The sequence below is a fragment of the Phaeovulum sp. genome, from assembly GCF_041596715.1.
GTDB lineage: Bacteria > Pseudomonadota > Alphaproteobacteria > Rhodobacterales > Rhodobacteraceae > UBA6213.
In genome coordinates this window covers 1-13,654 of the sequence record NZ_JBFHIA010000063.1, presented here as the reverse complement: position 1 = coordinate 13,654, position 13,654 = coordinate 1, and the positions used below count along the sequence as shown (strand labels likewise).

The window sequence follows — 13,654 nt, the reverse complement described above, 5'->3', positions numbered from 1 at the left end:
TCGAAAGGAGAGCAACTCCACATCGCTCGTGCCGTTGGTCAGATGCGGTGCGGTCATGGTGTCATCCTGCAAGCGGAAGGTCTGCGGTGCGCGTGCGGCCGGTAGCGGATTGCACAAGGTCGGCAGGGTCAAGGATCAGGGCGATCTGGCCGTCGCCCAGAATGGTTGCGGCGGCAACACCGGGGATGCGGCCATAAGCCTGCTGCAAGCCTTTGATGACAACCTGCCGCTGTTCCAAGATCGTATCGACCAGCAGTGCAACGCGGCTGCCATCTTCCTGCGCACAGAGCAGCACGATTTTACCCACGTAATTGCCGGAAGGTGCGCGAAACCCAAGCTCCGCGCCCAGATCGTAGAGCGGCACGAAGCTGCCGCGCACATGGATTACGGTGGTCTGCGGCCCTAGCACACGGATGTCATCGGCGCTCAGCGCCGCTGTTTCCAGAATTGACGACAGCGGAACCACCAGTGTTTCGCCCGCAACCTGCACCACCATGCCGTCAAGCACCGCCAGCGTCAGCGGCAGCGAAATCGAGAACTTTGAGCCATGCCCGGGGTCGGAGGTGATGTTGACGCGCCCGCCCAGCGACTGGATCGACTGGCGCACCACATCCATGCCGACACCGCGCCCCGAAAGTGCCGAAACCGCAGATGCGGTGGAAAAGCCGGGAAGAAACAAGAGCGCATCGGTTTCGGCATCCGTAAGCGTGGCGTCGGCCGCGATCAGGCCACGGCGGATGGCGATTTCGCGTACCTTGGGCCGGTTGATGCCCGCGCCATCATCCTGCACCTCGATCACCACGCGGCCAGATCGGTGCATGGCTGATAGCGTGATGACGCCTTCGCGGGGTTTGCCCGCCGCAAGCCGCGCATCGGGCGTTTCCAGCCCGTGGTCGACGGCGTTGCGGATCATATGGGTCAAGGGGTCGGCGAGGCGCTCGATGACGGTCTTGTCAACCTCGGTCGCTTCGCCCTCGGCGATCAGGCGCACGTCTTTGCCGACCGCCGCCGATGCCTCGCGCACGATCCGCGCCATGCGTTGAAACAGCGGTTTGACGGGCTGCGCGCGAATCATCATCACGCTATCCTGAATGTCGCGGGTCAGCATCATGAATGCCTCCAGCCCGTTCATCACCGCGGAATTGGTTGGGATGCCGGCCTCGGCGACCGATTGCGCGAGCATCGCCTGGTTGATGACCAACTCGCCCACAAGGTTCACCAGCCGGTCGATACGTTCTAGATCGACCCGGACGGTCGCATGTTCGGCCTCTTTCGTAGAGTGTGCTGCCTGTGGCACGGCGGGCGCGCGCGGCGCAGGGGCGGGTGCTGGTTCGGCCATGGCAACAATCGCGGGCATCGCGGGTTCGGGCGCTTTATCGGGCGCGTGTGCGCCCTTGTCCGGCGCGCCCAGATCGAGTGTGCAGACGTCTTCGACGAAATCGAACACTTCGCGGATGTCTTTTTCGGGCAGATCGCCTGCGAGTTCGATATTCCACGAAAGATAGCTGGCCTCGGGGTCGAGTGTCTCGATTTCGGGCACTAGACTGGTGTCGCAGTGCACAGTGGCCTGGCCGAGGGTGCAAAGCGCGCGCAGCAGGTTCAGCGGCTCGTTCCCCGAGGTATAGAGCGCGGCGCGGGGTGCAAATCGCAGCTGCCAAGGCGCAGCTGATGCGGGTTCTGCGCTGTCTACGAGGTCGAAACCAAAATCGAGATTTAGGCCCAGCGGCTGAAATGCGACCGTCTCTGCCGCTGCCTCGTCATCTTTCGCCACGCCCGATAGCGCCTCCAGCGCCAGTAGCACATCTTCAGCAGCGGCTGGTTCGGCCGCATCGTCGCGCGCGGCGCGCACGTGGTCTTGCAAAAGATCAGCGGCTTGAAAAAAACCTTTGATCGCCTCGGGCGAAAGCGCCATGCGACCCGAGCGCAACGCGTCCAGAACGGTTTCGAAACGGTGGGCAAAAGCGACGAGCGCGCGCAGCGCAAATGCCCCGGCACCGCCCTTGATCGAATGCACCGCGCGGAACACCACGTTGATGGTTTCCTGATCTTGCGCGCCCGCGTCCATCAGACCCAATGCGTCTTGCAGGCTTTCGAGCAATTCTTCGCATTCGACAAAGAACGAGGCGCGGATTTCCGCCATCGGGTCATGTGTCATAGCGCGCCTCCTAACCCGCAACCATGTGCAGCGCCTTGACCAGTTTAGGCGGATCAAAGGGCTTCACGATCCAGCCCGTGGCCCCCGCCGCGCGGGCGCGTGCCTTGAGTTCCGGCGCATTTTCGGTGGTTAGCACCAATATCGGTGTGGCGCGGTGGCGTGGCTGCGCGCGCACCGCCTCGATGAACCCGAAACCGTCGAGCCGTGGCATGTTGATGTCTGAAATGATTGCGTCGGGGGCGATGCCTGCAAGCACTTCCAGCCCGTGCACGCCGTCTTCGGCCAGATGCAGCGTGAAGCCCGCGTCCTTTAGTGCGAGTTCGAGCATGTCACGCATGGTGCGGCTGTCATCGACTGCGAGTACGGTCAAGCTCATGCCCGCCGCTCCACCACCAGATCGTCTGGCGCGACGCCGAAAAGGCGCAGCGCGTCGTCAAAGGCCTGGCTGCGCGGTGAAATAGCCAGACGGTGCCCGTCGCGCTGCCAGCTTTGTTTCGCCGCCAGCAGCAGCTGCAAGCCGAGCGCGCCAAGATGGGTAACCTGGCCCGCGTCAAGCTGAAGGTCGCCCCCGCGCCGCGCCAGCACCGCCGCGTGAAGGTCTTTTGCCGCCGAAAGGTCGAGCCGCGGGGCAAGGGAAAGTGCGGTGCTCATATCGCGGCACCAGATTGTGCTAAAGACGCTATGCGCACCGAGTTCCCCTTTCAAAACGCCATTGAAAGAGGCTTAGGGCCTGTGCGTTAAGATTGGCTTGATGAGATCAGGGCGAATTGCGCCGCAGATGTTCCAGATAATGCGCGCAGCCGGTCAGGGCTGCGTAGTCATCTTCGATCACCCAGACAGGAAAATCCTGCATGAAGCTTTCGAAACGGCCCTTGTCGCGGAACGCATCGGCAAAGCCGAAGCGTTCGAGATAGGGCGTGAAAGCGCGGGCCACGCCGCCAATCAGCCAGACGCCGCCATAGGGCAGATGAATCAGCGACAGGTTGCCCACCACCGCGCCCAAAAGGCGCACGAACACCCGACCGGTGCTTTCAGCCAGCGCATCACCCGCCGCCAGCGCCGTCATGATAGACGCGGCCGAGAGGTTTTGCGGGTTGCCCGCTTCGGTGCTGACCCATGCGAAAAGCCGCTCTAGCCCGCGGCCTGAAAGCACATCTTCCACGCCCGGAAATCCATGCGCCTTTTCGACAAAATGCAGCAACCGCAAATCGGCTTCGGTGCGCACGGGCAGGCTTGCATGGCCACATTCCGAGGGTGCTACCAAGCGCCCGCCCGGGCCCTCGTGCACGGGTGCGGCGTTGAAGCCTGTGCCAACGCCCACCACCAGTTGCGATGCGCCCGGCGCAGGCGCCCCGCGCGCCTGCACCAGCGGGCGAAGCGCTGCGGGTGCAATCTGGCCAAGCGCGTGGCCCTGGGCCTGCAAATCGTTCAGCACCGCCACCACCTCTGCACCCGTGGCACGCGCCACCGCGTCGTGGTCGATAACCCAATCAAGATTGGTCAGCGAGGCCACCCCGTCGCGCACCGGGCCCGCCGCGGCAACGCAAGCGCCTGCGCAATCAACCCCGCCTTCGGCGTTCAGAAACGCGGTCAGCACCGCATCGATGCCGGAATATTCGGCATTGGCGAAACGGCGGATTGTTTCGGGCATGAGGCGTGTGCCATCGGCCAGCGCCACCCTTGTATTGGTGCCGCCGATATCGGCCAGAAGCGAATAGCGGTCTCGCTGGCGCATGGGCCTACCTTTGTAATGCGGCTGCGAGTGCGTGATAGGATGCCTTGGGGCTGCGCTGCAAGCTCTCGAAATCGACATGCACCAGACCAAAGCGTTTATCGTAGCCAAGCGACCATTCGTAATTGTCCAAAAGCGACCATGCAAAATAGCCCTCGAGCGGCACGCCATCGGCAATGGCGCGGCGACATTCGGCCAGATGCGCGGCCAGATAGGCGATGCGGTCGTCGTCTTGCACCTTGCCATCCACCAGCCGATCGGGTGCTGCCATGCCGTTTTCGGTAACATAAAGCGGCATTTCGCCAGTATAGCCCTGCACCATTTTCAGAAAATGATGCAGCCCTTCGGGGTGGATTTCCCAGCCCATGTCGGTTTTTGGCAGTGGCCCCTCTACCTCGCGGTGCGCGGGCCATGCGCCGGGGGCGGGGGCGATCAGCTTGCGTGTGTAGTAGTTCAGCCCGAACCAGTCGAGCGGGGCGCGGATGGTGGCAAAATCGTCCTGCCAACCGGCGGGAAGATGCGGGGCGAAGGCGTCCATAAGCTCGCCCGGATATTCGCCGCGAAACAGGCCCGAGATGAAGAAGCGGTTGTAATAGGCATCATAAAGCCGCGCCGCATCGGCGGCCTCGGGGCTGGCATCTGCGGGTGCGGCGTATTCAAAGTTGCAGACCGCACCAAGGTTTTTCACCCCCGCACCCCGCAGCACGCCAATTGCCGTGCCATGCGCCAAAAGAACATGGTGCATGGCGCGCGCGGTGGCACGAATATCGCGTAGGCCCGGCGCGTGCAGGCCAAGGAAATGGCTTAGCCAGCCCACGCACCAAGGCTCGTTGATCGGCGCTACCGACCAGAGGCGATCACCCAGCCGTTCTGCCACTACTTGCGTGAAATCGCCAAACCATCCGGCAATGTCGCGGTTGCGCCAGCCGCCAAGGTCGGCCAGCGGCGAAGGCAACTCCCAGTGATAGAGCGTCAACGCGGGTTTCAGGCCGCGTTCCAGCATCCCGTCTACAAGCCGGTCGTAAAAGTCGAGCCCCTCCGCATTCACCGCCCCGCGCCCCTCGGGCATGATGCGCGCCCAAGAGGTAGAAAAGCGGTAAACATCGAAATTGCCCGCTTGCAGCAGGTTCAGATCTTCGCGCCAGCGGTGGTAGTGATCGCATGCGCGCGCTCCATTTTCGGCGCGCACGACATTGCCGGGCGTTGCGGCAAAGCTGTCCCAATGCGTTTGCCCGGCACCGCCAAAGCGGTGCCCCTCGATCTGATAGGCGGATGTGGCGGCGCCGAACAGGAAACCGGGCGGAAAATCAGAGCGTTTGGGTAGCATGATTACCTCGCAGAGGGTGGGGCAGGGCCGGTCGAGCGGCCTACCACCAGCACCGCCTCAAGCATTTCGTGGCGCGGGGCGCTGGCGGGGTCGGTGATGATGCCAAGCAGCATTGCGGCGCAGCGCCGCCCTGCTTCGCGCACACTCGAACGGGTGGCGGTAAAGATCGGTTCGGCCTCGCCGTTGCGCAGATAGCCCAACTCGTCGTCATGCGTAACGATCGAGATGTCGCGCCCGAGCTTCAGCCCATGCGCCTCTATCTCGCGCCGCACCCCCATGGCCGAAAGAAGCGAGGCGCATACGAAAGCGGTGGGTGGGGAGGGCAGCGCCAGCATCGCGCGCGCCGCGTGCGCACCTTGCGCCTCGGTCATCTCGCCCTGCACCATCAGCGCAGGGTCGCGCGGCACGCCGCGCGCCGCCATCGCGGCTTCGAACCCGTGCCTGCGCCGGATCGCGAAATCCATGAACTCCAGCCCGTTCACCAGCGCAATCCGCCGATGCCCGAGGTCGAGCAGAAACTCGGTTGCGCGTTGAAAGGCGCGGGTATTGTTCACATCGACCCAAGAATAGGGTGCTTTTGCCTCGGTAGAGCGGCCATGCACCACGAACGGCAACCCCAGTTCGACCAGAAGCGCGATGCGCTCGTCATTCTCTTTCGGGCCGTGCACGATCACCCCGTCAACCGTGCCCTTGGCGCGGATTTCGCGGTAGGCGCGCGCCTGTTCGGCATCGGGCACGATCGACAGCAGCATGTCATAGCCTTCGCGCGCATAGACTTCGCCCGCACCCGCGATGAAATCGGCAAAGATCGGGTTGACGATCTCGTGCTGTGTCGAAATCGGGATCACATGCCCGATCGCCATGGCACGACCGGTGGCAAGCGCCTTGGCGCGGGTGTTGGGCCGATAGTGGTGGCGCGCTGCTGCTTGCGAAACGCGTGTACGGGTCGCCTCGTTGACCTCTGGATAACCGTTCAGCGCACGGCTGACCGTCGTGGGCGAAAGCCCGAGTTCGGCGGCCAGCTCTTTGAGCGTGATCGGTGACATGCGTGAAAATCCAAAGCGGTTTGAATTGCTGCGCAGGTTAGCCAGACCGCCCGGTCGCGTCAATCTCGCGGCTGCGGCACGATCATGCTGCAACTGCAAAGGAAACACCTGAAAAACATGGAAACTTCAACGCGTAAGGGCAGTGCCGCAGTTGACTTTTTGACGCATATGGGGAACTCTTTGCCATCCAAAGCGCTTTGGGTTCGATTCCATGCGCGCGGATCAGTATCGGGCGAAAAAAGCCCCCAGTCTCGGGAGGACTGTATATGAAAACCCTTTATGCCAGTGCTGCGGTGCTGGCGCTTCTTGCTGGAAGCGCCGCCGCGCAGGACCTGAAATTTGCCCCCGGCGCGGACGCGCGTTTCAACTGGGCGTCGTATGAGGCGCTCAAGTCGATGAATCTGCAAGGCCAGTCAATTTCGGTTCTTGGCCCGTGGCTTGGCCCTGACCGGGATCTGGTCTTGAGCGTGCTTGCTTATTTCGAGGCTGCTACCGGTGCCAAGGTCAACTATTCGGGCTCTGACAGCTTTGAGCAGCAGATCGTGATCGACGCAGAGGCAGGTAGCCCGCCCGACGTTGCCGTGTTCCCGCAGCCGGGCCTTGCCTCGGACCTCGCGCGCAAAGGCTTTTTGCGGCCGCTGAGCGCGGGTACAGATGCGTGGCTGGCCGAAAACTATGCCGCCGGGCAAAGCTGGGCGGACCTTGGCACTTACACCGGCAAAGATGGGACGCGCGCGCTTTACGCCTTTCCCTACAAGGCTGACCTGAAGTCGCTGGTCTGGTATGTGCCCGAGAACTTCGCCGATGCTGGCTATGAAGTGCCGCAGACCATGGAAGAGCTGAAGGCGCTGACCGAAAAGATCGTGGCCGATGGCGGCACGCCGTGGTGCATCGGGCTCGGCTCGGGCGGTGCTACCGGTTGGCCCGCGACCGACTGGGTGGAAGACTTCATGCTGCGCGTCAACACCCCGGCCGACTATGACGCTTGGGTGAACAACACGCTGAAGTTCAGCGATCCGAAGGTGTTGGCCGCGATCGACGAGTTCGGCTGGTTCGCGCGCAACGACCAGTTCGTGTCGGGCGGCGCGGGTGCCGTTGCATCGACTGACTTCCGCGACAGCCCGAAGGGCCTCTTCTCCAGCCCGCCGCAGTGCTACATGCATCGTCAGGCAAGCTTTATTCCCTCGTTCTTCCCCGAAGGCACGATGATCGGCGAAGACGCCGACTTCTTCTACTTCCCCGCCTATGCGGGCAAGGATCTGGGCAAGCCGGTTCTGGGTGCAGGCACGATGTTTGCCGTGATGTCCGACAATCCGGCTGCGCAAAGCTTTATCGAGTTCCTCAAGTCGCCGATCGCGCATGAAATCTGGATGGCGCAGACCGGGTTCCTGACCCCCTTCAAGGGCGTGAACACCGAAGTCTACGGCGACCAGACGCTGCGCAAGATGGGTGACATCCTGCTCAACGCCACGACTTTCCGGTTTGATGGTTCCGATCTGATGCCGGGTGCCGTTGGCGCTGGGGTGTTCTGGACCGGAATGGTTGACTACGCTGGTGGCAAATCTTCCGCCGACGTCGGTGCGGCCATTCAGGCAACCTGGGACACGTTGAAGTAAGCGGTGCCAGCCCCGCCCGAAGCCGCTATGGTCTTTGGGCGGGGTTTTTCTGTCTACCGTAGGCAAGGGGGGTAGGATGGAGCAGTTTCTGCTGGCCTCGGGCACTATCGTTGCCGGGGTGTTCGGGTGTGTGGCTTGGTTCTGGGGCTCGAACATGGTGCTCGATCTCGCGCTTCCCGCCCGTGGGCCGCGCGCCGGGGCAAACATGCAGCGTGCTGGCGCAATCCGACCTTGGCTGTTTCTTGGCCCGGCGATCCTGATTTTGGCGGTCTACCTTGTTTATCCGGTCATCAACTCTGCCTGGCGCTCATTGAACGACGCGGACGGCACCGCCTTTGTCGGCCTGAAGAATTACCAGTGGCTGATGGGTGACAGCAAGTTTCATGAATCCCTTGGCAACAACATGCTTTGGCTGGTTACCGTGCCCGCGCTTTCAACCGTGTTCGGCCTGATCGCGGCGCAGATCACTGATCGCATCCGCTGGGGCAATTTCGCCAAATCGATGGTTTTCATGCCGATGGCGATTTCCTTTGTCGGCGCGGGTGTGATCTGGAAGTTCATCTACGATTTTCGCGGCGTGGGGCAGGAACAGATCGGCCTTATGAACGCCATTGTTGTGTATTTCGGCGGCACACCGCAGACATGGCTGGTGACACCCTTCTGGAACAATTTTCTGCTGATGGCGGTGCTGATCTGGATTCAAACCGGCTTTGCCATGGTCATTCTTTCGGCCGCCCTGCGCGGCATCCCCGAAGAAAGCATCGAGGCGGCAATTCTGGATGGTGCAAACCCTTGGCAGGTGTTCATGCGTATCAAGGTGCCGCAGATCTGGGGCACCATCGCGGTGGTCTGGACCACGATCACCATTACCGTGCTCAAGATCTTTGACATCGTGTTCGTGATGACCAATGGCGAGTGGGGCACGCAGGTGCTGGCCAACCTTATGTATAACTGGATGTTCCGCGGTGCCCCCGATTACGGGCGCGGCTCGGCCATTGCCATTGTCATCATGGCACTGGTCACGCCGATCATGATCTGGAACATTCGCAACGCCCGCCGGGAGATGCGCTGATGGATGGCCACGCCGGAACCCGTTCAAGCCTTGTGTGGGCCGTCAACATAGCGGCGGCGCTGATGGTGCTGCTTTGGACAATCCCGACCTTCGGGCTGCTGGTGACCAGCCTGCGCGACCGCGACCAGATTGCGGCATCGGGCTGGTGGAAGGCACCGTTCACCTCGGTTCAATCCGATTTCGTGCGCGCAGGCACAGCGCCCGATCAGGTGGCGGAAGGCGCGATCTGGGTTATCGCCGGAAACGTTTTGGAACCGGGCGAGAAACTGCGCGCTTGGGGCACCGATTCTCGTGACCCGATGGCCTTTGCGCCGGGCGAGGTTGCAGAACTTGCCGATGGGCGTAGCCTGACCGTGGCGGTTGATGGTGCCTACAGGCTGACCTCGCCCGAGCAATTCAGCGAAACCCGAGGTATGCGGATTTTCGTGACCACGCTCACCCCCCCGCGCTTCACCCTTGAAAACTTCAGCCGGGTGATTGGCGCGGAAGGTTTGGGGCAGGCTTTCCTCAATACCTTCACTGTAACCATTCCGGCCACGATCATCCCGATCCTGATCGCCGCCTTTGCCGCCTATGCCCTTGCGTGGATGGAGTTTCCGGGGCGCGCGCTGCTGATTGCTGCGGTGGTGGGGCTGTTGGTGGTGCCGCTGCAACTGGCGCTGATTCCGCTGTTGAAGCTGCATAACGACATCGGCCTTGGCAAAGGCTACATGGGTATCTGGCTGGCGCATACGGGCTTTGGCTTGCCGCTGGCGATCTATTTGTTGCGCAACTACATGGTCGGCCTGCCGCGCGAAATCATCGAAAGCGCGCGGGTTGATGGCGCCTCAGATTTTCAGATCTTTCGGCGCATCATTCTGCCGCTGTCTTTTCCCGCATTGGCGAGCTTTGCCATCTTCCAGTTTCTCTGGGTCTGGAACGACCTTCTTGTGGCCACGGTGTTCCTTGGCAACACCCGCGAACAGCTGGTGATGACCGGGGTTTTGCGTGAATTGATGGGGTCTCGCGGCGGCGACTGGGAGATTTTGGCGGCCTCGGCGTTCATTTCGATTGCGGTGCCGCTGGTCGTGTTTTTCGGGATGCAAAAGTATCTGGTAAGGGGCCTGTTGGCCGGATCGGTCAAAGGTGGATAAATGAACGAATTGCAAAAAGACGCAGACTGGTGGCGCGGCGCGGTGATCTATCAGATCTACCCGCGCAGCTTTCAAGATACCAATGGCGATGGCGTGGGCGATCTGGCCGGTATTTCTTTGCGGCTGGATCATATCGCGCGGCTTGGTGCCGACGCGATCTGGATCAGCCCATTTTTTACCAGCCCGATGAAGGACTTCGGCTACGACGTTAGCGATTATTGCGATGTCGATCCGCGCTTCGGGCAACTGGCCGATTTCGACGCGCTGGTGGCGCGCGCCCATGCGCTGGGGTTGAAGGTGATGATCGACCTCGTGCTATCGCACAGCTCTAACCGGCACCCCTGGTTTGTCGAAAGCCGCGCCAGCCGAGAGGGTGAGCGCGCCAATTGGTATGTCTGGGCCGACCCCAAGCCCGATGGCAGCCCGCCCAACAACTGGCTTTCGATCTTTGGCGGTTCGGCCTGGGCATGGGAATCGCGGCGCTGCCAGTATTATCTGCACAATTTTCTGGCCAGCCAGCCCGACCTCAACTTTCACGAACCCGCCGTGCAGGCGGCGCTTTTGGATGTTGCGCGGTTCTGGCTGCAACGCGGGGTCGATGGCTTCCGCCTCGATACGATCAACTTTTACATGCATGACAAAGAGTTGCGCGACAATCCTCCGCTGCCGGTGGAAGAGCGCAATGATCTGACAGCGCCGAAGGTGAACCCCTACAACCACCAGCGCCACATCTATGACAAGAACCAGCCGGAAAACATTGAGTTTCTGCGTAAACTTCGCGCGGTGATGGAGCCTTACAAGGCCGCCGCCGTGGGCGAGGTGGGCGATAGCCAGCGCGGGTTGGAAATTGCGGGCGAATATACCCGTGGCAACGACCGCATGCAGATGTGCTACGCCTTCGAGTTTCTCTCGGGAACATCCTTGTCGGCCAGTCGCATAGCGGATGTTTTCAAAGATGTTGATGCCGTTGCGGCCGAAGGGTGGCTGTGCTGGGCGTTTTCCAACCATGACGTTGTGCGCCACATCACGCGCTGGTCGCTTACCGATGATGCCGCAAAGGCTTACACGCTGTTGTTGATGTGCCTGCGCGGTTCCGTCTGCATCTATCAGGGCGAAGAGTTGGGTCTGCCCGAGGCCGAGATCGCCTTTGCCGATATGCAAGACCCCTACGGCATCGAGTTCTGGCCAGAGTTCAAGGGCCGCGATGGCTGCCGCACGCCGATGGTCTGGCAGTCGGACAACGGCAGCGGCGGTTTCAGCACGGGCAAACCGTGGCTGCCGGTGCCTGCGGCGCATCTGGCGCGCGCGCTTGACCGTGCCGAGGCCGACCCCGACGCCTTGCTGCACTATTACCGCCGCGCAATCGCACTGCGCGCCGCGCACGCAAGCCTGCGCCAAGGTGCACAAACCGGCATGAGTGTGGCAGGCGATGTGCTGAGCTTCGAACGCCAAGCGGGTGACGAGCACCTCTTGCTTGCCTTCAACCTCTCAGAGACACCTGCGCGTCTCGCTGTACCAGACGGGCGCTGGCAGCCGCTTGCCCGTGATCTGGGGTGCGCTGTCCCCGCAGAAGGCGCGGTTGCACTCGGGCCATGGCAGGCCGCCATTCTCAAGCGTATCAGGTAGGGGGTCACCATGGCCGATCTGAAGCTGACCAACATTGGCAAATCCTACGGAGAGGTGAAGATCCTCGAACACATCAACCTCGATATCAAATCGGGTGAGTTGATCGTGTTTGTCGGCCCCTCGGGCTGCGGTAAATCTACACTGCTGCGGATGATCGCCGGGCTTGAGCGGATTACCGAGGGCGAGTTGCAGATTGACGGCACGGTGGTCAACGATGTGCCGCCCGCGCAGCGCGGCATCGCGATGGTGTTTCAGTCCTATGCGCTTTATCCGCATATGACGGTGCGCGAAAACATGGCTTTCGCGTTGAAAATCGCCAAGAAAACGTCGCAGGAAATAACCGACGCGGTCGAGAACGCGGCGCGCATCCTGCAACTGACCCCCTATCTCGACCGTTTACCCAAGGCGCTATCGGGTGGGCAGCGCCAGCGCGTCGCCATTGGCCGCGCGATCGTGCGTGACCCCAAGGTGTTTTTGTTCGACGAACCGCTCTCAAACCTCGACGCCGCATTGCGCGTGGCCACACGTATCGAGATCGCGCAACTGAAAGAGGCGATGCCCGACCGCACGATGATCTACGTCACCCACGATCAGGTCGAGGCGATGACCCTTGCAAGTCGCATCGTGGTGCTGGCCGATCGCGGCGTCAGCCAGGTCGGCACCCCGCTTGACCTTTATCAGCGGCCAGAAAACGAGTTTGTTGCGCAGTTCATCGGCAGCCCGTCGATGAACCTGCTCGCGGGCGAGATTGTCGGCACCGGTGAGATGACGACGGTGCGGCTTGACGGCGGCGGCACGGGGCAGGTGGCGCTGCCCACTACAGCGGCCGACATGGGGCTGAAGGTCAATCTTGGTGTGCGACCCGAGGATTTGGAGCCGACCGAAGGCGAGGGGCTTTACACCGGCGTTGTCGATATCGTCGAGGCGCTTGGAGAGGTGACGCTGCTATACTTCGAACCAGAAGGGGACCATCACGCAATGATCGCCAAGCTGCCGGGTATCCATGCGGGGTTGCGCCACAAAACGGTCACGCTGAGTGCTGCGCCCGAATTGCTGCATCTCTTCCACAATGGCCAGAGCTTGCGCGCGCGCTGATGTCGCTTTCCTGCGGCGAATGCCGCAAATCGGCGCCGCAAGGTCGCGCGCGCGCGTTAAACCCTTTGGGCAAGCGATGCGGAGGCTTTGATGAGCGACGAAACTGGCGGGCGACGGGCGCGGGGTGGTGGTGGTGCAGCGCGGCGGGCTGACCGCACAGCGGTGCGGCAAGAGTTTACCCGCTTCATCGAGCGCAACATCCCCAATTTTGACATTCTCAACGAAGAGGCGCTGGCGATCATCGAAGCCAACGCCGAAACCGTGCTGGCCGAAGTCGGCGTCAATTTTGTCGATAACCCCGCCGCGCTGCAACGCTGGCGCGATGCGGGGGCCGAGGTGCAGGGCGAAAGGGTGCGCCTACCGCGCGGTCTGGCGCGCGCGCTCTGCGCCACGGCACCCGCAAGCTTTGTGCAGCACGCCCGCAACCCCGAACGCAACGTGACCATCGGTGGCAAGGGGCTGGTGCTGGCACCGGTCTACGGCCCGCCCTTCGTGCGCGATCTGGAAGGCGGGCGGCGCTATGCCAAGCTCGAAGATTTCCACAACTTCGTGAAACTTGGGCAGATGTCGAAGTGGCTGCACCATTCGGGCGGCACGGTTTGCGAACCGACCGATGTGGCGGTCAACAAGCGCCACCTCGACATGCTGCACGCCCATATGACGCTGAGCGACAAGCCCTATATGGGCTCGGTCACCGAGCGTTCGCGCTGTGTCGATTCGGTCGAGATGTCGAAGATTCTGTTCGGGGCCGATTTCGTCGATCAGAACACGGTGATGACCTCGCTGGTCAACATCAACAGCCCGCTGACCTTCGACCCGATCATGATGGACGCGCTCGAGGTCTATGCCGCG

Annotated in this window: 12 protein-coding genes; 6 read left to right on the top strand and 6 right to left on the bottom strand. The window is 61.9% G+C overall.

Annotation, left to right across the window (positions count from 1 at the left end; all coding sequences use genetic code 11):
• Positions 1 to 61: 61 nt before the first annotated feature.
• The 6 genes from ABY403_RS06230 to ABY403_RS06205 form a co-directional block, all read right to left on the bottom strand.
• Positions 62 to 2,155: a chemotaxis protein CheA gene (locus tag ABY403_RS06230; protein ID WP_372839883.1), complete on the bottom strand. Its 2,094-nt coding sequence runs from the start codon at positions 2,153 to 2,155 to the stop codon at positions 62 to 64.
• A gap of 10 nt (positions 2,156 to 2,165) precedes the next feature.
• Positions 2,166 to 2,531, bottom strand: coding sequence for a response regulator (locus ABY403_RS06225; protein ID WP_372839882.1), 366 nt, complete (start codon positions 2,529 to 2,531; stop codon positions 2,166 to 2,168).
• Entirely contained in the window at positions 2,528 to 2,806 is a 279-nt protein-coding gene (locus ABY403_RS06220; RefSeq protein WP_372839881.1) for an STAS domain-containing protein, read from the bottom strand. Before ABY403_RS06220 ends, ABY403_RS06225 begins: the two co-directional genes overlap by 4 nt.
• Positions 2,807 to 2,912: 106 nt before the next feature.
• Positions 2,913 to 3,890 (bottom strand): glucokinase, encoded by a 978-nt coding sequence (locus ABY403_RS06215; protein WP_372839880.1) that lies wholly within the window; start codon positions 3,888 to 3,890, stop codon positions 2,913 to 2,915.
• A 4-nt stretch (positions 3,891 to 3,894) separates the two neighbouring features.
• Positions 3,895 to 5,214 carry a GH1 family beta-glucosidase gene (locus tag ABY403_RS06210; protein ID WP_372839879.1) on the bottom strand — a complete coding sequence of 440 codons (1,320 nt, stop codon included), beginning with the start codon at positions 5,212 to 5,214 and terminating at the stop codon, positions 3,895 to 3,897.
• A gap of 2 nt (positions 5,215 to 5,216) precedes the next feature.
• Positions 5,217 to 6,251: a LacI family DNA-binding transcriptional regulator gene (locus tag ABY403_RS06205; RefSeq protein ID WP_372839884.1), complete on the bottom strand. Its 1,035-nt coding sequence runs from the start codon at positions 6,249 to 6,251 to the stop codon at positions 5,217 to 5,219.
• A 275-nt stretch (positions 6,252 to 6,526) separates the two neighbouring features.
• Between ABY403_RS06205 and ABY403_RS06200 the strand changes: the two genes are divergently transcribed.
• The 6 genes from ABY403_RS06200 to ABY403_RS06175 form a co-directional block, all read left to right on the top strand.
• A complete protein-coding gene (locus ABY403_RS06200) occupies positions 6,527 to 7,876 on the top strand; it encodes an ABC transporter substrate-binding protein (RefSeq protein ID WP_372839878.1) in 1,350 nt (449 codons plus the stop codon).
• A 76-nt stretch (positions 7,877 to 7,952) separates the two neighbouring features.
• The gene (locus ABY403_RS06195; RefSeq protein WP_372839877.1) at positions 7,953 to 8,948 is read left to right on the top strand and encodes a carbohydrate ABC transporter permease; all 996 of its coding nucleotides are present in this window, start codon (positions 7,953 to 7,955) and stop codon (positions 8,946 to 8,948) included.
• Positions 8,948 to 10,081 (top strand): carbohydrate ABC transporter permease, encoded by a 1,134-nt coding sequence (locus ABY403_RS06190; RefSeq protein ID WP_372839876.1) that lies wholly within the window; start codon positions 8,948 to 8,950, stop codon positions 10,079 to 10,081. Before ABY403_RS06195 ends, ABY403_RS06190 begins: the two co-directional genes overlap by 1 nt.
• Entirely contained in the window at positions 10,082 to 11,707 is a 1,626-nt protein-coding gene (locus ABY403_RS06185) for an alpha-amylase family glycosyl hydrolase (RefSeq protein WP_372839875.1), read from the top strand.
• Positions 11,708 to 11,716: 9 nt separating this feature from the next.
• Positions 11,717 to 12,802: an ABC transporter ATP-binding protein gene (locus ABY403_RS06180; RefSeq protein ID WP_372839874.1), complete on the top strand. Its 1,086-nt coding sequence runs from the start codon at positions 11,717 to 11,719 to the stop codon at positions 12,800 to 12,802.
• Positions 12,803 to 12,892: 90 nt separating this feature from the next.
• Positions 12,893 to 13,654: trimethylamine methyltransferase family protein (locus ABY403_RS06175; protein WP_372839873.1), on the top strand; the 762-nt coding region annotated here is incomplete at its 3' end.